The sequence below is a fragment of the Streptomyces tropicalis genome, from assembly GCF_029269835.1.
Lineage (GTDB): Bacteria > Actinomycetota > Actinomycetes > Streptomycetales > Streptomycetaceae > Streptomyces > Streptomyces tropicalis.
On record NZ_JARJBB010000001.1, the window covers coordinates 438,440 to 459,481 of the forward strand.

Here is a 21,042-nt window from a genome sequence, read left to right on the forward strand (position 1 = left end):
TCAGCGGGACAGGGCGAGGGCGTGCAGCTTCTCCAGCCGCTCCCGCGTCACCTCGTCGGCCGGCGTGTACGTCACCATCCGCGGCCCGAGCGCCGGACCGAGCCACAGGTCGGTGTGGTCGACGACGAGCCGTCCGACGTGGGCGTTGCGGAACTCCTTGCGCTTGGTGCGGGCGCCGACCACCTCGTGCCGGTCCCAGGCCGCGCGGAAGTCCGCGGACTCCGCGCGCAGCCGCGTGAGCAGCATCTTCCAGGCGGGCTCGGCGAGATGCCCGGCCATCGCGGCGCGGAAGCGGGCGGCCATGAGCCGGGTGGTCTCCTCCAGGTGCACGATCGAGGAGCGCCACTCCGGGTGCGTGAACGACAGGACCATGCAGTTGCGGTCCTCGGGCGGCACCGCGTCCACGTCGCACAGCAGCAGGGAGTACGTGCGGTTGTAGGCGAGGATGTCGTACCGGCTGTTCTGCAGGCACGCCGGGACGGGGTCGAGCTGGGCGAGCAGCGCCCGCATCGCCGGCGTGACCGACGGGCAGGTGGTCGCCGGGGTGGGATCGCTGGCGTCCGCCAGCTGGAAGAGGTGCGCCCGCTCGCTGGGGTCGAGCAGCAGGGTCCTGGCGAGCGCGTCGAGCACCTGCACCGACACCTGGATGTCGCGGGCCTGCTCCAGCCACGTGTACCAGGTGACGCCGACCGCGGACAGGTGCGCCACCTCCTCGCGGCGCAGACCCGGCGTGCGGCGCCGGGCGCCCCGGGGCAGGCCGACCTGCTCGGGCGCGATGTGCTCGCGGCGGTGGCGCAGGAAGGCGGCGAGCTCGTGCCGGCGGATCTCCGAGGCCGCCGCCGCACGGACCCGCGGGGCCTGCGTCCGCCCTTCCGGTGCCCTCTGTGCCATGGTCGTCATGCCTCCAGCCTGCCGCCCTCAGGACCCTGTTTCCAGGTACCGCTTCTACCAGGATAGGAAGACTCTGGTACCCCTCTGGGCGCCGGAGCAGGCTCGACCTCGTGACCACCGAAACCCTCGTCCCACGCTCCGTCCGGACGCCGCCCGCGCCACCCCTGCTCGGCGGCCCCGGACTGTTCACGGTGCTGCTCGGCGCGGCACTGCCGCTCGTCGACTTCTTCATCGTCAACGTCGCCCTGCCCACCATCGGCACGGACCTGCACGCGGGCGAGGCCGTCCTCGAACTCGTCGTCGCCGGGTACGGGGTGGCGTACGCGGTGCTCCTCGTGCTCGGCGGCCGGCTCGGCGACCTCTTCGGCCGGCGCCGGCTCTTCCTCGGGGGCATGGCGGCCTTCGGGCTGACCTCACTGGCGTGCGGACTGGCGCCCGGCGCCTGGTCCCTGGTCGCGGCGCGGGTGGCGCAGGGCGCGTCGGCCGCCGCGATGCTGCCGCAGGTGCTGGCCACCATCCAGGCGGCCACGTCCGGCCCGCGCCGGGCCCGGGCGATGGGCCTGTACGGCGCGACCGCGGGCCTGTCCATGGTGGCCGGGCAGATCCTCGGCGGCGTCCTGGTCGCGGCGGACGTCGCCGGTACCGGCTGGCGCTCGGTGTTCCTGGTGAACGTGCCCGTGGTGGTCGTCGGCCTGGTGCTGGCGGCCCGGGCGGTCCCCGAGACCCGCTCCGAGCGCCCCGAGCCGATCGACGCCCCCGGCACGGTGCTGCTCGCCGCGTCCCTGCTGGCACTGCTGGTCCCGCTGACCGAGGGCCGCGCGGCGGGCTGGCCGCTGTGGACATGGCTGTCCCTGGCCGCCTTCCCCGGCCTGGCGGCCGCCTTCTACGCGGTGGAGCGCCGGGCGGACCGCCGGGGCCGTACGCCGCTGGTGCCGCCAAGCCTGTTCGCGCTGACCTCGCTGCGCCGCGGGCTGGTGATGATCGTGCCGTTCTCCGTCGGGTTCAGCGGGTTCATGTTCGTGGTGGCGGTGGCGCTGCAGCGGGGTGCGGGGCTCGGCCCGGTCCCCGCGGGCCTGGCGCTGGCCCCCATGGCCGTGGCGTTCTTCCTGGTGTCGCTGGCGGGGCCGCGGCTGGTCGCCCGCTTCGGCACCCGGGTGGTGACCGCGGGCGGGATCGTGCAGGCGGTGGGCCTCGCCCTGATCGTGCTGGCGGCGCTGCGGGACTGGCCGCACCTGGGGCTCGCCCCGCTGCTCCCCGGGGCGGCCGTGGCGGGCGCGGGCCAGTCGATGCAGCTGCCGATCCTGTTCCGGATCATCCTGTCGGAGGTGCCGGCCGCACGGGCCGGCGTCGGCGGCGGTGTGATGGTGACCGCGCAGCAGTCGTCGCTGGCGCTCGGCGTGGCCACCCTCGGCACGCTGTTCCTCTCCCTGGTCCCGCGCCTGGGCATGCGGGACGCTCTGGTGGCGGCGCTCCTCGTCCAGCTGCTGGGCGTGGCCCTGACCGTGGGGCTGAGTCTGCGCCTGCCGCGCACGGTCGGCTAGGCATGTCCGCGAAGTCGCGTCGTTCGCCCGCAGGGCGGGTGTCGCGACGTCCGGTGCGTGCTCCGGGGCCTCCTGCTCGAAGAGCCCGGGGGAGCGTGCCGGGCGCCGCGACACAGACGGTACTGTGCGGACACGCCCTCAGGTCGCGGGAGCGGCCGACCTGCGCCTGCCGCTACACCGCGGCCCGCCTCGTCCCGTCCACCGGCACGGTCACGATCCTGCCGACCCGGGTACCGATGGCGGACCCGACCCCGACGGCGTCGATGCGCGCCTCCCGGCGGGCGACCGCGCGACGGCGCGGGCCGCTCAGAGCGGCAAGGCCGCCGCAGGAGCAGGTCCAGCAACGCGGCGCGCGGACCCCTCAGGCCCGCAGGCCGCTCAGGCCCGCAGGCCGCGCAGGAGCAGGTCCAGGACCGCGGTGAACTCGTCCTCGATGCCCGGCTGTTGCCACTCGCCGGCGTAGCAGGGGTCGTGGAAGCGGCCGGTGGCGTGGAAGAGGGCGCGGGCGGTCGCCGCGGGGTCGGCGGCCGTGAAGGCGCCGCTGTCGGTGCCGGCCCGGACGATCCGGGTCAGCTGGGCGGTCAGGTCGTCGATGTGCTCGCCGACCGCGGCGCCGTTCTCCCCGGTGAGCACCGAGTACGTGGCGAACAGCTCCGGGTCGCCGCCGGCCTTGCGGCGCTTGGCCTCGAACAGGCCGGTGAACCAGGCGCGCAGCCGCTCCTCGGGGGCACGGTCCCCGGCGGCGATGCCGGCCAGCGCCTCGGAGGTGCGGTCCAGCCAGCGCTTCGTCACCGCCTCCCGCAGCGCCGCCTTGGTTCGGAAGTGGCGGTAGACGGTGCCGTGGCTGACGCCGAGCGCGCGGGCCACGTCCACCACGGTGGCCTTCGCCGGGCCGTGGCGGCGCAGCACCTCCTCGGTCGCTTCGAGGATGCGCTCGGCGGTCAGGGTCTCGGCGGTGGGGGCCATGCCCTAGACCGTACCCGGCGCCCGGGTCAGCGTTCGCTGTCGAGGTGTGCCATCTGCGCCTGCGGGTAGCGGTCGCCCGCGGCGGCTCCGGCCGGCACGGCCTCCTCGATCGCCGCGAGGTCGGCCTCGTCGAGGGAGATCTCCAGGGCGCCGAGGGCCTCCCCGAGCCGTTCGCGGGTGCGCGCGCCGATCAGGGGCACGATGTCCTCGCCCCGGGAGAGCACCCAGGCGATGGCGATCTGTGCGACCGTGACGCCCTTCTGCTCGGCGACCTTGCGCAGGGCGTCGACGAGGTCGAGGTTGCGCTGGAGGTTGTCGCCCTGGAAGCGGGGCGAGTGGGCGCGGAAGTCGTGGGCGGCGAGCTGCCGGTCGCGGCCGAAGTGCCCCGAGATCAGGCCGCGGGAGAGCACTCCGTAGGCCGTGATGCCGATGCCCAGTTCGCGGGTGGCCGGCAGGATCCGGTCCTCGATGCCGCGGGAGACGAGCGAGTACTCGATCTGGAGGTCCGCGATCGGCGCGGTGGCCGCGGCCCGGCGCACGGTGTCGGCGCCCACCTCGCTCAGGCCGATGTGCCGTACGTAGCCCTGCTGCACGAGGTCCGCGATGGCGCCGACGGTCTCCTCGATCGGTACGCCGGGGTCGACCCGGGCGATCCGGTAGACGTCGATGTGGTCGACGCCGAGACGCTGGAGCGAGTACGCGGCGAAGTTGCGCACGGCGGCCGGCCGGCCGTCGTAGCCGATCCAGTTGCCGGCCGGGTCGCGCAGCGCGCCGAACTTGACGCTGAGCAGGGCCTGTTCGCGCAGCGCGGCGGGTGCGGTCCGCAGGGCCTCGCCGACCAGCATCTCGTTGTGGCCCATGGCGTAGAAGTCGCCGGTGTCCAGCAGGGTGACGCCGGCGTCGAGGGCGGCGTGGACGGTGGCGACGGACTCGGCCCGGTCCGCGTCGCCGTACAGCGCGGACATGCCCATGCAGCCGAGGCCGAGCGCGGAGACCTGGGGGCCGGTGGTGCCGAGGGGGCGGGTGTCCATGAGGGGCTCCTTGGACTGCGGGTCCGGTGGGTGTTCCGGCGGGTACCCACCTTCGCATGACAACTGACAGATTTCAATTTCTGTCAGTTGTCACATGGTGCCGCACGACCCCGGACGCGGGCACGAAAAAACGCCGGGCGGGCCGGAGTCGCTCCGGCCCGCCCGGCGTCGGCGGCGTCGTCGACGGTCAGCAGCCGATCAGGCGGCTGGCCAGGTAGCCCTCGATCTGGTCGAGGGACACGCGCTCCTGCTTCATGGTGTCGCGCTCGCGGACGGTGACCGCGTTGTCCTCGAGGGTGTCGAAGTCGACCGTCACGCAGAACGGCGTGCCGATCTCGTCCTGGCGGCGGTAGCGGCGGCCGATGGCGCCCGCGTCGTCGAACTCGATGTTCCAGTGCTGCCGCAGCGCCTGGGCGAGGCCCTTGGCCTTCGGGGACAGCTCCGGGTTGCGGGACAGCGGGAGCACCGCGACCTTCACCGGGGCCAGGCGGTGGTCCAGGCGCAGCACCGTGCGCTTCTCCATCTTGCCCTTGGCGTTGGGCGCCTCGTCCTCGACGTAGGCGTCGAGGAGGAAGGCGAGCATCGCACGGCCGACACCGGCCGCGGGCTCGATGACGTACGGCGTCCAGCGCTCGCCGGCCTCCTGGTCGAAGTAGGAGAGGTCCTGGCCGGAGGCCTTGGCGTGGGCGCCGAGGTCGTAGTCCGTGCGGTTGGCCACACCCTCCAGCTCGCCCCACTCGTTGCCGCCGAAGCTGAAGCGGTACTCGATGTCGGCGGTGCGCTTGGAGTAGTGGGAGAGCTTCTCCTTGGGGTGCTCGTACCAGCGCATGTTCTCCTCGCGCAGGCCCAGGCCGGTGTACCAGTTCCAGCGCTGCTGCATCCAGTACTCCTGCCACTCCTCGTCCTCGCCCGGCTTGACGAAGAACTCCATCTCCATCTGCTCGAACTCGCGGGTGCGGAAGATGAAGTTGCCGGGCGTGATCTCGTTGCGGAAGGACTTGCCCATCTGCGCGATGCCGAACGGCGGCTTGCGGCGCGAAGTGGTCTGCACCTGGGCGAAGTTGGTGAAGATGCCCTGGGCGGTCTCGGGGCGCAGGTAGGCGACGGAGCCGGAGTCCTGGGTCGGGCCGAGGTGGGTGGAGAGCAGGCCGGAGAACTGCTTGGGCTCGGTGAACTGGCCCTTGTTGCCGCAGTTCGGGCAGTTGACGTCCGCCAGGCCGTTCTCCGGGAGGCGCTTGTGCTTCGCCTCGTAGGCCTCCTCCAGGTGGTCCGCGCGGAACCGCTTGTGGCACGCGGTGCACTCGGTGAGCGGGTCCGTGAAGGTGGCGACGTGACCGGAGGCGACCCAGACCTCGGAGGCCAGGATCACGGACGAGTCGATACCGACCACGTCCTCGCGCGACGTCACCATGTAACGCCACCACTGGCGCTTGAGGTTCTCCTTGAGCTCGACACCCAGGGGCCCGTAGTCCCACGCGGCGCGCTGGCCGCCGTAGATCTCACTGCAGGGGAATACGAAGCCACGGCGCTTGCTCAGGCTGACGATGGTGTCGATCTTGTCGGCGGCCACGGTGCTCTCTTCATTACGACGACGGGCGACGAAGCGAGACGCTTCAGAGCGAATGCTTCAGCGTACCGGCGGGGGCTCCCCCTCAACCAAATCGGTGCCGGTCCACGACCGTGCAAGGTCGGTGCAAGGTCGGTGCAGGGATCCCGGACAACCGGGGACAGGGGACATCACGGACAGCTTGTTGACAACGGTTTCCATGTTTGATGAAAATGACTGTCATGAACATAGGACGCCGTCTCCTCACCGGCACCGCGGCCGCGGCCGCCCTCGCGCTCGGCCTCGGGTCCCTCTCCGCCTGCTCGGCCGCCGCCGGCGCCGCGGACGGCCCCCCGGGCCGGTTCGACGTGGTGGCGTCCTTCTATCCGATGGCCTACCTCGCCGAGCAGATCGGCGGCGCCCACGTGCACGTCACCACGCTCACCGAACCAGGCCAGGAGCCGCACGACCTGGAGATCAGCGCCCGGCAGGCCGCGCGCATGGAGGAGTCCGACGCCGTCCTCTACCTCAAGGGCCTGCAGCCCTCCATCGACGACGCCGTCGCCCAGTCCGGGATCCGGACGAAGATCGACGCCGCCTCGCTCACCACGCTGGAGAACCACGGCACCGAGGTGGGCGGCCACGCGGCCGCCCACGACACCGCACCCGACGAGGAGACCGGCGGCCGCGACCCGCACGTCTGGCTCGACCCGCTGCGCTACGCGCAGATCGCCCGGGGCGTCGGCGCCGCCCTCGCGAAGGCCGACCCGGCCCACGCGGCCGACTACCGCACGCGCACCGCGGCCCTGGTGAAGCGCCTCGACGACCTCGACGCCCGCTACCGGACCGGACTGCGGCACACCCGGAGCAAGGTCTTCATCACCACGCACGCCGCCTTCGGCTACCTCGCCGAGCGCTACGGCCTGACCGAGGAGGCCGTCAACGGCCTGGACCCCGAGTCGGAGCCCAGCGTGGCCCGGGTGCGGGAGCTGGAGTCGATGGCGGAGGCCGACGGCGTCACCACCGTCTTCCACGAGACGCTCCTCAGCGACCGCACCGCCCGGACCGTCGCCCGCGACACACACCTGCACACCGACGTCCTCGACCCGCTCGAGGGCATCACCGCGCATTCCCGCGGCCGTGACTACATCCAGGTCATGGACGCCAATCTCCAGGCCCTGCGCAAGGCCCTGGGCACCTCGTGACCGGCACGGAGGACAGCATGGAACGTCAGGACGACACCGTCGTGTCCCTGCGCGGCGTCCGCGCCGAACTGGGCTCGCGCCCGGTCCTGCGCGGCATCGACCTCGCGGTGCGCCGCGGCGAGGTCGTCGCCCTGCTCGGCGCCAACGGCTCCGGCAAGTCGACCGCCGTGCGCAGCGCCATCGGCCAGGTGCCCGTCACCGCGGGCGAGGTCGCACTCTTCGGCACCCCGCTCGGCCGCTTCCGCGACTGGGCCCGCGTCGGATACGTCCCGCAGCGCACCACCACCGAGGGCGGCGTCCCGGCGACGGTCACCGAGATCGTCTCCGCGGGCCGGCTCGCGCGCACCCGCTTCGGCCTCTTCCGCGGCGCCGACCGCGCGGCCGTCCGGGAGGCGCTGGAGCGGGTGGGCATGGCGGACCGGGCGAAGGACCCGGTCACCGCGCTCTCCGGCGGCCAGCACCAGCGGGTGCTGATCGCCCGCGCGCTCGCCGTCGAACCCGAGCTGCTGATCATGGACGAGCCGATGGCGGGCGTGGACCTCGCCAGCCAGGAGGTGCTCGCGCACACCCTGCGCGAGGAGGTCGGCCGCGGGACGGCGGTGCTGCTCGTCCTGCACGAGCTGGGCCCGCTGGAGCCGCTGATCGACCGGGCCGTCGTCCTGCGCGACGGCTGCGTCCTGCACGACGGCCCGCCGCCGAGGGCCAGTGCCGACATTCCCCCGAGCTCTCCACTTCGTTCGAGCAGGGGGTACCCCCAGCCGGGCCACGACCACGTACACCCGCACGACGCCTCCGGCGCCGCACCGATCCGCACGGGACCGCTGAGCTGATGGACTTCCTGAACTACGCCCTCATGCAGCGGGCCCTGCTGGCCGCCGTCCTGGTCGGCGTCACCGCCCCCGCCATCGGCATCTACCTGGTGCAGCGCCGGCAGTCCCTGATGGGCGACGGCATCGGCCACGTCGCGATGACGGGCGTCGGCCTCGGCTTCCTGCTGTCCGCCTCCCCTGTGTGGACGGCGACGGCCGTCTCCGTGGCCGGCGCCCTCCTCATGGAACTGATCCGCTGGTACGGCCGCACCCGCGGCGACATCGCCCTGGCGATGCTCTTCTACGGCGGGATGTCCGGCGGCGTGCTGTTCGTCAACCTCGCGCCCGGCGGCTCCAACGCCAACCTGACCTCGTACCTCTTCGGCTCGCTGTCGACGGTCTCCCCCTCCGACGTGACGGCGATCTGCCTGCTCGCCGCGTTCGTCGTCGCGGTCACCCTGGGCCTGCGCCGCCAGCTCTTCGCGGTGAGCCAGGACGAGGAGTTCGCGCGGGTGACCGGGCTTCCGGTGCGCGCGCTGAACCTGCTCACGGCCGTCACCGCGGCGGTCACCGTGACGGTCGCGATGCGGGTGGTCGGCCTGCTGCTGGTCTCCGCCCTGATGGTGGTGCCGGTGGCCGCCGCGCAGCAGCTCGGCCGCAGCTTCGCCGCCACCTTCGCGATCGCCGTGGCGATCGGCGTGAGCGTCACGATCGGCGGCACGGTCACCTCGTACTACCAGGACGTGCCGCCGGGCGCGACGATCGTGCTGCTGGCCATCGCCGCGTTCGTGGCACTGACGGCGCTGTCCGCGCCGCCGGCCCGCCGGCGAGCGCGGCCGGCCGCCGCGGCGCGGCCCGCCGCGGCGCGGCCCGCCGCGGACCCGGCGGGGTGCACGATTCCGGCCACCCGCGGCGCCGCGGAGGAGGCCGGCGCCTGACCGCACCCGGTCCGGGCTGGCACAATGGCCCGGCAGGCGCAGACGCAAGGAGGCATCCCGTGACGACCGCAGGACCGCCCGTGAAGGGCCGCGCCACCCGGCAGCGCGCCGCAGTCGCGGCGGCCCTCGACGAGGTCGACGAGTTCCGCAGCGCGCAGGACCTGCACGACATGCTGAAGCACAAGGGCGACTCGGTCGGCCTGACCACGGTCTACCGCACCCTGCAGTCCCTCGCCGAGGCCGGTGAGGTCGACGTCCTGCGCACCTCCGAGGGCGAGTCGGTCTACCGCCGCTGCTCGTCCGGCGAGCACCACCACCACCTCGTGTGCCGCGCCTGCGGCCGGGCCGTCGAGGTGGAGGGCCCGGCCGTGGAGAAGTGGGCCGAGGCGATCGCCGCCGAGCACGGCTACGTCAACGTGGCGCACACGGTCGAGATCTTCGGCACCTGCGCGGAGTGCGCGGCGTCCGGCACCTGAAGCCGGCGCCTCACGCCCGGGTCAGGTGGCGGTCCAGGATCTCCCGCAGCCGGTCCGCGTCGGCGGGGTCCTGCAGGCCCCGCTTGGGCAGGACCGTGAAGCAGCTGGCGTTCTTGTCGTCGCTGAAGGTCACGAAGATCTCCGGGGTCTCCCGGTAGCGGGGCTGGGCGGGCCAGCCGATCGACGTGGTGCTGTGCTCGGTGGCCACCGTCACACCGGCGTCCGACACGGTGACGCGGAACGTGCCGTTGCGTGCGGCGAGCTTCAGGAACTGGCGGCCCTGCAACCACGGCGAGGCGACCAGCAGCAGCACGAAGCACGGCGCCCAGAGCATCGGGAACCAGTGGACGCCCCCGCCGGTCAGCGCCTGGGCGACCTCGATGGCGAAGACGACGGCCGCCAGCAGGACCGACAGTTTCTGCGCCCGCCGGGACCGCGCGATCCGGCTGCGCTGGCGCAGCGCGGCCGTGAAGTCCTTCCCCGTCGGCCGGTACTCCAGCTCGACCACGCCCTGCCCGGCGTCCCGCCCCATGTCCATGACCATGGGGCGGGATCGTACCGGGCCCTCAACCCTCCTCGGAGCGGCCCTCCATGGCGAGGAGTTCCTCGTTGGGGATCGCACCGCCGAAGCGGCGGTCGCGGGAGGCGAACTCCACGCACGCCCGCCACAGGTCGCGCCGGTCGAAGTCCGGCCACAGCACGTCCTGGAAGACCATCTCGGCGTACGCGCTCTGCCAGAGCAGGTAGTTGGAGGTGCGCTGCTCGCCGCTCGGGCGCAGGAACAGGTCCACGTCCGGCATGTCCGGGTAGTACAGGTACTTCGCGAGGGTCTTCTCGCCGACCTTCGACGGGTCGAGGCGGCCCGCGGCGACGTCCTCGGCGAGCGCCCGGGCCGCGTCGGCGATCTCGGCGCGGCCGCCGTAGTTCATGCAGAAGTACAGGGTGAGCCGGTCGTTGTCCTTGGTCTGCTCCTGGGCGATCTGGAGCTCCTTGGCGACCGACTTCCACAGCTTGGGCATGCGGCCCACCCAGCGCACCCGGATGCCGAGTTCGTCGAGCTGGTCGCGGGTCTTGCGGATGAAGTCGCGGTTGAAGTTCATCAGGAAGCGGACCTCGTCCGGCGAGCGCTTCCAGTTCTCGGTGGAGAAGGCGTACAGGGAGATGCTGCCGACGCCCATCTCGATCGCGCCCTGGAGGACGTCCAGGACCCGCTCGGCACCGACCTTGTGGCCCTCGGTGCGGGGCAGGCCGCGCTCCTTGGCCCAGCGGCCGTTGCCGTCCATGACGATCGCCACGTGCCGCGGGACGAGCTCGCCCGGAAGCTTGGGCGCGCGGGCGCCGGACGGGTGCGGCTCCGGCGCCCTGTACTCACGGCGCCGGCGTCCCAGGATCCCGCGTACCACCATGTGCTCCTCGTCTCCTCGTGTGTGTTTCAGGACTTCTCTACGTAGCGCAGCGAGCGCAGCCCGCGCTCCATGTGCCAGTGCAGGTAGGCGGACACCAGCCCGCTGCCCTCCCGGACGTGCCGCGGCTCGCAGGCGTCCGCGGTCTCCCAGTCTCCCGTGAGGAGCGCGCCGAGCAGCTCCAGGGCCTGCGGCGAGGGTACGACGCTGCCGGGCACCCGGCAGTCGGCGCAGACGGAGCCGCCCGAGGCCACCGAGAAGAACCGGTTCGGGCCGGGCATGCCGCACCGGGCGCAGTCGCCGAAGCTCGGCGCGTAGCCGTTGACGGCCAGCGACCGGAGCAGGAAGGCGTCGAGCACGAGGTGCGGCGCGTGCTCGCCCCGGGCGAGGGTGCGCAGTCCGCCCACGAGCAGCAGGTACTGCTGGACGGCCGGCTCGCCCTCGTGGTCGGTGAACCGCTCGGCGGTCTCCAGCATCGCCGTGCCGGCGGTGTAGCGGGCGTAGTCGGTGACGATCCCGCCGCCGTAGGGGGCGATGGTCTCGCTCTGCGTGCACAGCGGCAGCCCGCGGCCCACCAGTTCGCTTCCGCGGGCGAAGAACTGCACGTCGACGTGGGAGAAGGGCTCCAGCCGGGCGCCGAACTTCGACTTGGTGCGGCGCACCCCGCGAGCCACGGCCCGTACCCGGCCGTGACCGCGGGTGAGCAGCGTGATGATCCGGTCCGCCTCACCCAGCTTCTGGGTGCGCAGCACGATGCCGTCGTCGCGGAACAGGCTCATGGCCCCATTGTCGCGTACGGGGTCAGCGCGGGCGGTCGGGGTGACGTATGACGTCCCAAGGCGCGAGATTCCAGGGGCTGGCCCGGTTCGCCGGGTCCAGCAGGGAGCGCAGATGGGCGTCCGCGACGGCCTGCGGGGCGGGGCGACCGGGCTCGGAGGCACCGCCGCCGGGGCTCCTGAGGCCGTCCCGCCACACCTTCCGCCCCAGCAGGTAGTGGTCGGCGTATTCCTGCCAGGAGCCGTAGGTCCCCGCGACCGACGGCACGATGTTCTTCAGGGCCGTCCAGGCGTCGGCCTCGGTGATCAGCCCGGCGGCGAAGCCCCGGCGGGAGATGTCGACGTACAGGGCGGCGTCCCAGGCCAGCGGCGAGACGCCGAGCAGCCCGTGGGCCCGCGCGCGATAGCCGGTGCGCGCCAGCCAGTCGAGCCGGCCGGCCAGCTCCTGACGGGAGATGATCTCCCACTGGTCGGCCAGCCAACGCCGGGCGCTGTCGTCGTCGATCCGCCTGAGCGGGTGGAGGGTGGTCCGCGAGGCCTTCGGGCCGCGGCCGACCGGCGCGCTCAACGAGACCATCCACAGCTGGTGCAGGGTGAGCGGGACGGGGTACCGGCGACTGGCCCGCGGCCGCCGCCACCGCGCCATGCGAGACAGACCGGGCAGACTCGACAACGTCGACACGTTCCACGACCCCATGCGCCCGCACCCTACGGCAGGAGCGCGCGCCCGTGCCCATGAGATCTTCGAGGAACCTTCACCCCGGCTGCGCAGGTCGGCGTACGGGGTGGACCGCGGCCTCCAGTGGATCCGGGGCCGCGGCCCCGGCGACCGGCCACGGCGGACCCGCAGACCCCGCCGGCGCCGGAAAAGACGGAGCACGTGGGCAAGCACCTGGCGGCTCCCGGGCTGCTCCGGAGAACAGCGGACGCCGGCCTGCCCCTTCCGGAGCCCCCGCCGCTCCCCCGAGGCGCCTGAGACGCGCCCACCATGCCGTCACCGGAGCCGGATACCCGGACCGGATGAAGCCGCCGAAGGCGTGGAAGCTGCTGTCGACACTGCTGTTCTGCTACGCCGTCCGTGTGCTGGTGTTCCGGTTCGGACGCAACGGGACGCCGTGGGACCGCGCATTCCCGTTCGCGTCGGCCGGGGCGCCGCTCCTGCTGGTGCCGGGCCGGCTCCGGGACGAACGCAACGCCAGTGCTCGCGAGGCGGGCAGGCGGTTGCGGGAGAGGTGCCGGCACTGACCCACAGCCCGGAGGGCGTGGCCGTGCGCGGACCGCGTCAGGACGGCGTCCGCGCCGCCGCGAGCAGTCGGCCGACGTCGTCCGCGCAGATGGTCAGCGCCGCGCCGACCGTGGCCAGGACGTCCCGCTCGGCGGGGGTGTACGGGCCGTCGGCCAGGGCGATGCGGGCGCCCTGGAGCAGGACCGACTCGCGGCCCGCGGGGGCGAGGTGCGGGGCCAGCGGGTCGAGCGCCTCGTGCAGCTCTATGTTCAGCCCCGGGCCGCACGGCCGCTCGTGGACCCGCCCGGTGTCCGCGGCCACCGCCTCGACCAGGGTGGCCAGTTGTTCCTCGGTGCAGTCGTCGAACCCGGCGGCGCGCACCGCGGTGGCGGCGGCCTCCAGTGCCGGGCGCGCACAGGTGCCGCCCGCGGACAGGACGGCGAGGGCGACGGTGTGCACGGCGTCCCGGAGCATCGCGGAGAAGCGCAGGGTGGTCGGATGGTCCAGGACCTCGGTGCCGTAGCGGCTCCGGCAGTCGGCGCACTCGACGACGGGCCCGGCCGCACCGCGCGGCAGCAGGGGCACGCCGAGGACGGTGAAGCGCCGGCGTCCGCTGAGCCGCTGGTAGTTGCGGTCGCCGCCGCAGCCCGGGCAGTAGAACTCGCCGTCGCCGACGGCCGACCACGCGGTCCGGACGCCCAGCACGCACGCGTGCCGGGCCGCATGGCCGTCTCGTCCCCGTCCAGGCAGCACGTCGCACCTCCGTAGCCCCACGGCTTCATCGCCGCGCTGGCGTGATGTTAGCCACATCGGTGAGGCGGAGTCAGCACCTCGGACGAGACCTTTCCGTGACCTCCACGCATCCGTGGCCGAGATACGACGGGGCCCCGGCCGCCACTGCGGGCGGCCGGGGCCCTGAAACCACTGATCAGAGTGGTCAGCGCGTGGCGCGGTTGACGGCGGAGACGACCGCCTTCAGCGACGCACGCGTCGTGTTCGCATCGATGCCGATGCCCCACAGGACCTTGTCCTCGATGGCGCACTCGATGTAGGAGGCGGCCTGTGCGGAGGCGCCCTCGCTCATCGTGTGCTCCTGGTAGTCCAGGAGGCGTACGTCGACGCCCAGGCTCTGCAGGGCGTCGAAGAAGGCCGAGATCGGACCGTTGCCGGAGCCGGTCAGGACGGTGTCCTCGCCGTCGACCGTGGCCTCCACGGTGAGGGTGTCCACGCCGTCGGTGTCGGTGGTGGACTGGCCGGTGCGGACCTGGATGCGGCCCCAGGGGTTGTCCGGGTTCGGCAGGTACTCGTCCTGGAAGGCCGACCAGATGTCCCGCGGCGTGACCTCGCCGCCCTCGGCGTCGGTCCGGGCCTGGATGATCTTCGAGAACTCGATCTGCATCCGGCGCGGCAGGTCCAGCTTGTGCTCGTTCTTCAGCACGTAGGCCACGCCGCCCTTGCCGGACTGCGAGTTGACGCGGATGACCGCCTCGTAGGAGCGGCCGACGTCCTTGGGGTCGATGGGCAGGTACGGGACGGCCCACTCGATGTCGTCGACGGTGACACCCTTGGCCGCGGCGTCGGCCTCCATGGCGTCGAAGCCCTTCTTGATGGCGTCCTGGTGGGAACCGGAGAAGGACGTGTAGACCAGGTCGCCCACGTACGGGTGGCGCGGGTGGACCTCCATCTGGTTGCAGTACTCCCACGTACGGCGGATGTCGTCGATGTCGGAGAAGTCGATCTGCGGGTCGACGCCCTGGGAGAAGAGGTTCATGCCCAGGGTGACCAGGTCGACGTTGCCGGTGCGCTCGCCCTGGCCGAACAGGCAGCCCTCGACGCGGTCGGCGCCTGCCATCACGGCCAGCTCGGCGGCGGCCACGGCGGTGCCGCGGTCGTTGTGCGGGTGGACGGACAGGCAGACGTGCTCGCGGCGGGAGAGGTTGCGGTGCATCCACTCGAAGCGGTCCGCGTGCGTGGACGGCGCCGAGCGCTCGACGGTGGCGGGCAGGTTCAGGATGATCTCGCGGCCCGGGCCGGGCTGGTAGACGTCCATCACCGCCTCGCAGACCTCCAGGGCGAAGTCCAGCTCGGTGTCGGTGAAGATCTCCGGGCTGTACTGGTAGCCGAACTCGGTCTCCGGGCCCAGCAGCTTCTCGGCGTACTCCATCACCAGGCGGGTGCCGTCGACGGCGATCTGCTTGATGTCGTCCTTGGAGCCGCGGAAGACGACCCGGCGGAAGACCGGGGCGGTGGCGTTGTAGAGGTGGACGGTGGCGCGGCGGGCGCCCTGCAGCGACTCCACGGTCCGCTCGATCAGGTCCTCGCGCGCCTGGGTCAGCACGGAGACCGTGACGTCGTCCGGGATCGCGCCCTCCTCCTCGATGATCGACCGCACGAAGTCGAAGTCGGTCTGCCCGGAGGCCGGGAAGCCGATCTCGATCTCCTTGTAGCCCAGCTTGACCAGCAGGTCGAACATGGCGCGCTTGCGGGCGGGCGACATCGGGTCGATCAGCGCCTGGTTGCCGTCGCGCAGGTCGGTGGAGAGCCAGCGGGGGGCGGTGGTGATCCGCTTCTCCGGCCAGGTGCGGTCGGGGATGTCGACCTGCTCGTACCGGCCGTACTTGTGGATCGGCAGGGAACTGGGCTGCTGGCGGTTCGCCATGATTGCGTGGGCTCCTCGAGATGTCCGCGGGTCCGCGGGGTCCGGATGGCCGGCCGACGGCGCAACACCACACTCCGCGGGGAGGGAGCCGGCCTCGACTACAGGCCCTCGCCGCGGCAGCTAAGAAGAAGCAGCCCGAAACGCATGATGCTCCGCAGCCTAGCCGAGCCGCCCCGGACGGGCGGGCCCGTCCCAGTATGCGAAACCAAGGGGATGAATGGGACTAAAGGTGCGCCATGCCACACGGGATCCGGCCCCCTACCATTCCGTCACGGAACGTCACCCTGAGTGCCCCGATATTTCACCAATCAAGGTTGCGGGTAGTGACAGACCGGTCACCGAGTGCAAGGGTGCCGGGCATGACGACCCACGGGGGCTTCGAGCCCGTCTTCTGCACGATCGTGCCGCCCCACGTCCTCGACCGCCTCGCCCGGCACGGGGACTCCGCGCTCGCCGGCCCGGCCCGCCGCACCCTGGAGCGCGACGCCTACGAGCGCACCCACCGCCGGCTGACCACCGTCGTCGGGGCGCCCTCCGTCGCCGCGCCCGCGGGCAGGCAGCCCGCGCAGCCGCACCGCACCGTCTACGACGCGGCCCACGGCACCGACCTGCCCGGCACGAAGGTCCGCGCCGAGGGCCAGGGCGCCGTCCAGGACGCCACCGTCAACCGCGCCTACGCCGGCCTCGGCGCCACCTTCGAGCTGTACCTCACCGCGTACGGCCGCGACTCCATCGACGGCAGCGGGCTGCCCCTGGACGCGACGGTCCACTACGACGAGAAGTACAACAACGCCTTCTGGAACGGCGAGCAGATGGTGTTCGGCGACGGCGACGGCGAGATCTTCCTCGACTTCACCATCCCGGTCGACGTCATCGGCCACGAGCTGACCCACGGCGTCACCCAGCACACCGCCAACCTGGACTACTTCGGCCAGTCCGGCGCCCTCAACGAGTCGCTCTCGGACGTCTTCGGCTCGCTGATCAAGCAGTACACGCTCCACCAGAGCGCGACCGACGCCGACTGGCTGATCGGCGCCGGGCTGCTCGCCCCGCGGGTCACCGGCACCGCGCTGCGCTCGATGAGGGCGCCCGGCACGGCCTACGACGACGACGTCCTCGGCAAGGACCCGCAGCCCGCGAGCATGGACGGCTACGTCCGCACCGGCAGCGACAACGGCGGTGTGCACATCAACTCCGGCATCCCCAACCACGCCTTCTACCTGGCGGCCACCGCCCTCGGCGGCAACGCCTGGGAGCGGGCCGGCCAGGTCTGGTACGACGTGCTGACCGGCGGCGCGCTGCAACAGGACGCGCAGTTCGCGGACTTCGCGACCCTCACCGTGAAGGCGGCGCGCGAGCGGTACGGCGCGGGCGACGAACTCCAGGCCGTGCAGAAGGCGTGGGAGGAGGTCGGGGTGCGGACACTGTAGATCCGTACTAGACACGGACCCATGCGAATTCGAGTGAGGCGCAGTGGAGGGTTCGCGGGCATCGAGCGCCAGGCCGAGGTGGACACCTCCGGCCTGGCCGACGCCCCCGAGTGGCAGGCCCTGGCCGAGCGGGCACTGGCCGCCGGCCGGGACACGCCCCCCGAGGGGGTTCCCGACGGCTTCCGGTACGAGATCACCGTGGACGGCCGGACCGTCCACGCGGCCGACCCCCGGCTCACCGGGGACCAGCGCGAACTGATCACCAGGGTGCTCAAGGAGGGTGCGTAGGCGCGGAGGAACAACTCCGTTGTGATGCATGGACGTTGACTTCCGTTACCGCCGGTACGGATGATCCGCGCATGGCGACGAAACCGATGCCCCGCTTCCCGGCCGGCTTCCTGTGGGGCGTGTCGACCTCGGCCCACCAGATCGAGGGCGCGGCGGACCGGCGCGCGCCCTCGGTGTGGGACGAGTTCACGGCCGAACCGGGCCGGGTGAAGGACGGCTCGACCGCGGCGGTGGCCTGCGACCACTACCACCGGTACGGCGAGGACGTGGCGCTGCTGGCCGGCCTCGGCGTGAACGCGTACCGGTTCTCCGTCTCCTGGCCCCGGGTGAACTCCCCCGGCGGCCTGGACTTCTACGACCGGCTGGTGGACGAGCTGGGCGCGGCCGGCGTGCGCCCGGTGCCGACGCTGTTCCACTGGGACCTGCCGGCCGGGCTGGACTGGCTGGAGCGGGACACCGCGGCCCGGTTCGCGGACCACGTGGCCGTGGTGGCCGAGCGCCTCGGCGACCGGGTGCCGACCTGGATCACCCTCAACGAGCCCGCCGAGCACACCCTGCTGGGCCATGCGCTGGGCGTGCACGCGCCCGGCAGGCGGCTGCTGTTCGACGCGCTGCCGGTGGCCCACCACCAGCTCCTCGCCCACGGCCTGGCGGTCCGGGCGCTGCGCGCGGCCGGCGCCACCGACGTGGGCATCGCCAACTCGCACGGCCCGACCTGGCCCGCCTCCACCGCCCCCGCCGACCTGGCGGCGGCCGACTTCTACGACACCCTGCTGAACCGCCTGTTCTGCGAGCCGCTGCTGCTCGGCAGCTACCCGTCCGGGCTCGGCGCGCTGATGCCCGGGGACGTCGAGGCCGACCTCAAGGTGATCGCCGAGCCGCTCGACTGGTACGGCGTCAACTACTACGCGCCCACCCGGGTCGGTGCCCCGCAGGGCACGCAGAGCAGCTTCGGCGGGGTGACCCTGCCGGCGGAGCTGCCCTTCTCGCTGCACGAGATCGAGGACCGCCCGGTCACCGACTTCGGCTGGCCCGTGGTCCCGGAGGGGCTGACCGAGCTGCTCACCGGCTTCCGGGACCGCTACGGCGAGCGGCTGCCGCCCGTGGTCGTCACCGAGAACGGCTGCTCGTACGAGGGCGTCGACGACCAGGAGCGCATCGCCTACCTCGACGGCCATCTGCGCGCGCTGCACCGGGCGCTGGAGGCGGGCGTGGACGTGCGCGGCTACTTCGTGTGGTCGCTGCTCGACAACTTCGAGTGGGCGGAGGGCTACGCGCGCCGCTTCGGCCTCGTGCACGTCGACTTCGCGACGCTGGAGCGGACCCCGAAGGCGTCGTACGCGTGGTTCCGGGACGTCCTGCGGGCCCAGGGGTGACCTCGGCCGGGGCCGAACCGGCCCCGCCCGTCCGGCCGGTCGCGCCGGCCGCGCTCGCCGAGCCCGTGGCACCGGTCGGCCGGGGCTGGACGGCCGCACTGGCGCTGGCCAACGGGGCGATCTGGGTCGGCTGGTACGGCCCGCTGCAGATCCTCCTGGCCCGGCAGGCGGGCGACTTCGCCCCCGGCACGGGAATGCAGAAGGAGGCACTGCTGGCCTGGGTGACGGCCGCGGGCGCGGCGGTGTCGCTGGTGGCGAACCCGTTCTTCGGGGCGCTGTCGGACCGCACGACGGCCCGCTGCGGCCGCCGCACCCCGTGGATCGCGGCCGGCACGGCCGGCGGCGCACTGTCGCTGCTGCTGCTCGCGGGCGCACGCGGGCCGGTGACGATGGCGGCCGGCTGGTGCCTGGTACAGCTGACGCTGAACGCCGCCTTCGCGGCGGTGACGGCGGCGGTGCCGGACCGGGTGCCGCGGAGCCGGCGGGGCGCGGTGGGCGGCTGGCTTGGGGCGGCGCAGCTGCTCGGGGTGGTCGGCGGCACGGGCCTGGCGACCCTGGCCGGCGGGGTGGCGGCCGGGTACGCGGCGTGCGCGGTCTTCACGGTGGCGGGCGTGCTGCCGTACCTGCTGCTCCACCGGGACCTGCGGCTGGCGGCGGCGGACCGGCCCGCGTGGTCCTGGCGCGGCTTCCTCGCCGGGTTCCTGCTCTCCCCGCGTCGTCATCCGGACCTGGCCTGGGCGTGGCTGACCCGCTTCCTGGTCAACCTGAGCAATGCGCTGGTCCTGCTCTACCTGCTGTACTACCTGCGGGACCGGATCCGCTACGGCGACCCGGGCCGCGGGGTGCTGGTGCTCACCGCGGTGAACGGCGCCACGCTGCTGGCGACGGTGGTGGCCGGGGGCGTCTGGTCGGACCGGGTGGGCCGCCGCAAGCCGTTCGTGGTCGCCTCGGGCGTGCTGATGGCGGCCGCGACGGCGGCCCTGGCCGTGTGGCCGACGTGGCCCGGGGCCGTGGTGGCCGCGGCCGTGCTGGGCGTCGGCTTCGGGGTGTTCACGTCCGTCGACTTCGCGCTGATGACGGACGTCCTGCCGGCGGCCCCGGACCGCGGCAAGGACCTCGGCGTGATCAACGTGGCCAACGCCCTGCCACAGGTCGCGGCGCCCGCGCTGGCCGCGCCGGTGGTGACCCACCTCGGCGGCTACCGCGTGCTGTACCTGCTGGCGGCGGCCGCCGCAGTGGCCGGGGCACTGCTGGTGGGCCGGATCCGGGGAGTGGACTGAGCCCCGGTTCCGCCCCGCGTGCGGGTCGCGCACGGCCGGGGCGGGGGCCGGAGAGGGCGGGGGCTGGAGGCGTCGGGGGCTAGAAGCCCAGCCGGCGCAGCTGCTTGGGGTCCCGCTGCCAGTCCTTGGCCACCTTCACGTGCAGGTCCAGGAAGACCGGCGTGCCCAGCAGCGCCTCGATCTGCCGGCGGGACTTGATGCCGACGTCCTTGAGCCGCTTCCCCTTGGGGCCGATGATGATGCCCTTCTGGCTGGGCCGCTCGATGAACACGTTGGCGTGGATGTCGAGCAGCGGCTTGTCCGCGGGGCGGTCCTCGCGGGGCAGCATCTCCTCGACCACCACCGCGATCGAGTGCGGCAGCTCGTCCCGCACGCCCTCCAGCGCCGCCTCCCGGATCAGCTCGGCCACCATGACCTGCTCGGGCTCGTCCGTCAGGTCGCCCTCGGGGTAGAGCGCGGGCCCCTCGGGCATCAGCGGGATCAGCAGGTCCGCCAGCAGGTCCACCTGCTGGTTCGCGGTCGCCGACACCGGCACGATCTCCGCCCAGGTGATCCCGAGTTCCTGGCCGAGCTGGTCGATGGCGATGAGCTGCTCGGCGAGCGTCTTGGAGTCCACCAGGTCGGTCTTCGTGACGATGGCGACCTTGGGCGTCTTCCTGATCCCGGCGAGCTCCTTGGCGATGAAGCGGTCACCGGGGCCGATCTTCTGGTCGGCGGGCAGGCAGAAGCCGATCACGTCGACCTCCGCCCATGTGGCGCGGACCACGTCGTTGAGCCGCTCGCCGAGCAGGGTGCGCGGCTTGTGCAGGCCCGGGGTGTCCACCAGGATCAGCTGCGCTTCGGGCCGGTGCACGATGCCGCGCACGGTGTGCCGCGTGGTCTGGGGGCGGTTGGAGGTGATGGCCACCTTCTGCCCGACCAGAGCGTTCGTGAGGGTGGACTTGCCCGCGTTGGGGCGGCCCACGAAGCAGGCGAAGCCGGCCCGGTGGACAGCCTCGGCGGGCTGCTCGGATGACTGGGTACGAACGCTCATGGCGCCCATTGTCCCTGATCCCCGGGGCCCCGCCGCACCGCCTGCCCCGCACCCCTGCCACCGTGAGGTTCCGGTAACCCACCGGCAACACGAAACGTCACGGAAACACGTCCGTACGCGACAGGAAACGCCGGCCGGTGACCCTCGGACGAGCCCCCCACCTTCGAGG

General features: G+C 72.9%; 21 protein-coding genes. 10 read left to right on the forward strand and 11 right to left on the reverse strand.

The window, feature by feature from the left end; translation table 11 throughout:
• On the reverse strand, window positions 1-900 hold the full coding sequence (locus P3H78_RS01960; protein WP_438827891.1) for a helix-turn-helix transcriptional regulator: 900 nt from the start codon (window positions 898-900) through the stop codon (window positions 1-3).
• Between the two features lie 101 nt (window positions 901-1,001).
• On the opposite strand from P3H78_RS01960, the gene P3H78_RS01965 reads away from it, so the two are divergent.
• Window positions 1,002-2,432, forward strand: coding sequence for an MFS transporter (locus P3H78_RS01965; RefSeq protein WP_276106947.1), 1,431 nt, complete (start codon window positions 1,002-1,004; stop codon window positions 2,430-2,432).
• 378 nt (window positions 2,433-2,810) lie between these two features.
• Here P3H78_RS01965 and P3H78_RS01970 read toward each other — a convergent pair whose 3' ends face one another.
• The 3 genes from P3H78_RS01970 to P3H78_RS01980 all read right to left on the reverse strand — a co-directional run bounded on the left by P3H78_RS01970 (window position 2,811) and on the right by P3H78_RS01980 (window position 5,999).
• A complete protein-coding gene (locus tag P3H78_RS01970; protein ID WP_276106948.1) occupies window positions 2,811-3,398 on the reverse strand; it encodes a TetR/AcrR family transcriptional regulator in 588 nt (195 codons plus the stop codon).
• Window positions 3,399-3,424: 26 nt separating this feature from the next.
• On the reverse strand, window positions 3,425-4,429 hold the full coding sequence (locus tag P3H78_RS01975; protein ID WP_276106949.1) for an aldo/keto reductase: 1,005 nt from the start codon (window positions 4,427-4,429) through the stop codon (window positions 3,425-3,427).
• 187 nt (window positions 4,430-4,616) lie between these two features.
• On the reverse strand, window positions 4,617-5,999 hold the full coding sequence (locus P3H78_RS01980) for a glycine--tRNA ligase (RefSeq protein ID WP_276106950.1): 1,383 nt from the start codon (window positions 5,997-5,999) through the stop codon (window positions 4,617-4,619).
• A gap of 218 nt (window positions 6,000-6,217) precedes the next feature.
• On the opposite strand from P3H78_RS01980, the gene P3H78_RS01985 reads away from it, so the two are divergent.
• From P3H78_RS01985 to P3H78_RS02000, 4 genes are read left to right on the forward strand one after another with little or no spacing between them, the layout of a single operon-like run.
• Window positions 6,218-7,180 carry a metal ABC transporter substrate-binding protein gene (locus P3H78_RS01985; protein WP_276106951.1) on the forward strand — a complete coding sequence of 321 codons (963 nt, stop codon included), beginning with the start codon at window positions 6,218-6,220 and terminating at the stop codon, window positions 7,178-7,180.
• A 17-nt stretch (window positions 7,181-7,197) separates the two neighbouring features.
• Complete coding sequence (locus P3H78_RS01990; protein WP_276106952.1) at window positions 7,198-8,010, forward strand: metal ABC transporter ATP-binding protein; 813 nt, start codon at window positions 7,198-7,200, stop codon at window positions 8,008-8,010.
• Window positions 8,010-8,927, forward strand: a complete 918-nt coding sequence (locus tag P3H78_RS01995) for a metal ABC transporter permease (RefSeq protein ID WP_276106953.1) — start codon at window positions 8,010-8,012, stop codon at window positions 8,925-8,927. Before P3H78_RS01990 ends, P3H78_RS01995 begins: the two co-directional genes overlap by 1 nt.
• Window positions 8,928-8,986: 59 nt before the next feature.
• A complete protein-coding gene (locus P3H78_RS02000) occupies window positions 8,987-9,403 on the forward strand; it encodes a Fur family transcriptional regulator (protein ID WP_276106954.1) in 417 nt (138 codons plus the stop codon).
• Between the two features lie 10 nt (window positions 9,404-9,413).
• On the opposite strand, the gene P3H78_RS02005 is transcribed toward P3H78_RS02000, so the two are convergent.
• Genes P3H78_RS02005 through P3H78_RS02020 form a run of 4 tightly spaced genes read right to left on the reverse strand, consistent with a single transcriptional unit; the run spans window position 9,414 to window position 12,228 of the window.
• Window positions 9,414-9,947: a YcxB family protein gene (locus P3H78_RS02005; RefSeq protein ID WP_276106955.1), complete on the reverse strand. Its 534-nt coding sequence runs from the start codon at window positions 9,945-9,947 to the stop codon at window positions 9,414-9,416.
• 22 nt (window positions 9,948-9,969) lie between these two features.
• Window positions 9,970-10,809 carry an isoprenyl transferase gene (locus P3H78_RS02010; protein WP_276106956.1) on the reverse strand — a complete coding sequence of 280 codons (840 nt, stop codon included), beginning with the start codon at window positions 10,807-10,809 and terminating at the stop codon, window positions 9,970-9,972.
• 26 nt (window positions 10,810-10,835) lie between these two features.
• A complete protein-coding gene (gene recO / locus P3H78_RS02015; protein ID WP_276106957.1) occupies window positions 10,836-11,585 on the reverse strand; it encodes a DNA repair protein RecO in 750 nt (249 codons plus the stop codon).
• Window positions 11,586-11,607: 22 nt separating this feature from the next.
• Window positions 11,608-12,228, reverse strand: a complete 621-nt coding sequence (locus tag P3H78_RS02020; protein WP_276107325.1) for a DUF1266 domain-containing protein — start codon at window positions 12,226-12,228, stop codon at window positions 11,608-11,610.
• A 374-nt stretch (window positions 12,229-12,602) separates the two neighbouring features.
• Here P3H78_RS02020 and P3H78_RS02025 point away from each other — a divergent pair, with 374 nt between their 5' ends.
• Window positions 12,603-12,827 carry a hypothetical protein gene (locus tag P3H78_RS02025; RefSeq protein WP_276106958.1) on the forward strand — a complete coding sequence of 75 codons (225 nt, stop codon included), beginning with the start codon at window positions 12,603-12,605 and terminating at the stop codon, window positions 12,825-12,827.
• Between the two features lie 37 nt (window positions 12,828-12,864).
• Here P3H78_RS02025 and P3H78_RS02030 read toward each other — a convergent pair whose 3' ends face one another.
• Entirely contained in the window at window positions 12,865-13,560 is a 696-nt protein-coding gene (locus P3H78_RS02030; RefSeq protein WP_276106959.1) for a TerB family tellurite resistance protein, read from the reverse strand.
• A 184-nt stretch (window positions 13,561-13,744) separates the two neighbouring features.
• Complete coding sequence (gene leuA, locus P3H78_RS02035) at window positions 13,745-15,466, reverse strand: 2-isopropylmalate synthase (protein ID WP_276106960.1); 1,722 nt, start codon at window positions 15,464-15,466, stop codon at window positions 13,745-13,747.
• 359 nt (window positions 15,467-15,825) lie between these two features.
• Here leuA and P3H78_RS02040 point away from each other — a divergent pair, with 359 nt between their 5' ends.
• The 4 genes from P3H78_RS02040 to P3H78_RS02055 all read left to right on the forward strand — a co-directional run bounded on the left by P3H78_RS02040 (window position 15,826) and on the right by P3H78_RS02055 (window position 19,840).
• A complete protein-coding gene (locus P3H78_RS02040) occupies window positions 15,826-16,896 on the forward strand; it encodes a M4 family metallopeptidase (protein WP_276106961.1) in 1,071 nt (356 codons plus the stop codon).
• Between the two features lie 21 nt (window positions 16,897-16,917).
• On the forward strand, window positions 16,918-17,184 hold the full coding sequence (locus P3H78_RS02045) for a protealysin inhibitor emfourin (RefSeq protein WP_276106962.1): 267 nt from the start codon (window positions 16,918-16,920) through the stop codon (window positions 17,182-17,184).
• Between the two features lie 71 nt (window positions 17,185-17,255).
• The gene (locus tag P3H78_RS02050; RefSeq protein WP_276106963.1) at window positions 17,256-18,560 is read left to right on the forward strand and encodes a GH1 family beta-glucosidase; all 1,305 of its coding nucleotides are present in this window, start codon (window positions 17,256-17,258) and stop codon (window positions 18,558-18,560) included.
• The gene (locus P3H78_RS02055) at window positions 18,557-19,840 is read left to right on the forward strand and encodes an MFS transporter (RefSeq protein ID WP_276106964.1); all 1,284 of its coding nucleotides are present in this window, start codon (window positions 18,557-18,559) and stop codon (window positions 19,838-19,840) included. The genes P3H78_RS02050 and P3H78_RS02055 overlap by 4 nt, the downstream gene beginning before the upstream one ends.
• 79 nt (window positions 19,841-19,919) lie before the next feature.
• Here the strand turns inward: P3H78_RS02055 and era are convergent, their stop codons facing one another.
• Entirely contained in the window at window positions 19,920-20,873 is a 954-nt protein-coding gene (era, locus tag P3H78_RS02060; RefSeq protein ID WP_276106965.1) for a GTPase Era, read from the reverse strand.
• Window positions 20,874-21,042: the final 169 nt, after the last annotated feature.

What these genes read in the sequence shown, in the direction of transcription:
- P3H78_RS01960 (WP_438827891.1), bottom strand. Translation starts at nt 900, where the DNA reads ATGACGACCATGGCACAGAGGGCACCGGAAGGGCGGACGCAGGCCCCG.
- P3H78_RS01970 (WP_276106948.1), bottom strand. Translation starts at nt 3,398, where the DNA reads ATGGCCCCCACCGCCGAGACCCTGACCGCCGAGCGCATCCTCGAAGCG.
- P3H78_RS01975 (WP_276106949.1), bottom strand. Translation starts at nt 4,429, where the DNA reads ATGGACACCCGCCCCCTCGGCACCACCGGCCCCCAGGTCTCCGCGCTC.
- P3H78_RS01985 (WP_276106951.1), top strand. Translation starts at nt 6,218, where the DNA reads ATGAACATAGGACGCCGTCTCCTCACCGGCACCGCGGCCGCGGCCGCC.
- P3H78_RS01990 (WP_276106952.1), top strand. Translation starts at nt 7,198, where the DNA reads ATGGAACGTCAGGACGACACCGTCGTGTCCCTGCGCGGCGTCCGCGCC.
- P3H78_RS01995 (WP_276106953.1), top strand. Translation starts at nt 8,010, where the DNA reads ATGGACTTCCTGAACTACGCCCTCATGCAGCGGGCCCTGCTGGCCGCC.
- P3H78_RS02005 (WP_276106955.1), bottom strand. Translation starts at nt 9,947, where the DNA reads ATGGTCATGGACATGGGGCGGGACGCCGGGCAGGGCGTGGTCGAGCTG.
- P3H78_RS02010 (WP_276106956.1), bottom strand. Translation starts at nt 10,809, where the DNA reads ATGGTGGTACGCGGGATCCTGGGACGCCGGCGCCGTGAGTACAGGGCG.
- recO (WP_276106957.1), bottom strand. Translation starts at nt 11,585, where the DNA reads ATGAGCCTGTTCCGCGACGACGGCATCGTGCTGCGCACCCAGAAGCTG.
- P3H78_RS02020 (WP_276107325.1), bottom strand. Translation starts at nt 12,228, where the DNA reads ATGGCGCGGTGGCGGCGGCCGCGGGCCAGTCGCCGGTACCCCGTCCCG.
- P3H78_RS02025 (WP_276106958.1), top strand. Translation starts at nt 12,603, where the DNA reads ATGAAGCCGCCGAAGGCGTGGAAGCTGCTGTCGACACTGCTGTTCTGC.
- leuA (WP_276106960.1), bottom strand. Translation starts at nt 15,466, where the DNA reads ATGGCGAACCGCCAGCAGCCCAGTTCCCTGCCGATCCACAAGTACGGC.
- P3H78_RS02040 (WP_276106961.1), top strand. Translation starts at nt 15,826, where the DNA reads ATGACGACCCACGGGGGCTTCGAGCCCGTCTTCTGCACGATCGTGCCG.
- P3H78_RS02045 (WP_276106962.1), top strand. Translation starts at nt 16,918, where the DNA reads ATGCGAATTCGAGTGAGGCGCAGTGGAGGGTTCGCGGGCATCGAGCGC.
- P3H78_RS02050 (WP_276106963.1), top strand. Translation starts at nt 17,256, where the DNA reads ATGGCGACGAAACCGATGCCCCGCTTCCCGGCCGGCTTCCTGTGGGGC.
- era (WP_276106965.1), bottom strand. Translation starts at nt 20,873, where the DNA reads ATGAGCGTTCGTACCCAGTCATCCGAGCAGCCCGCCGAGGCTGTCCAC.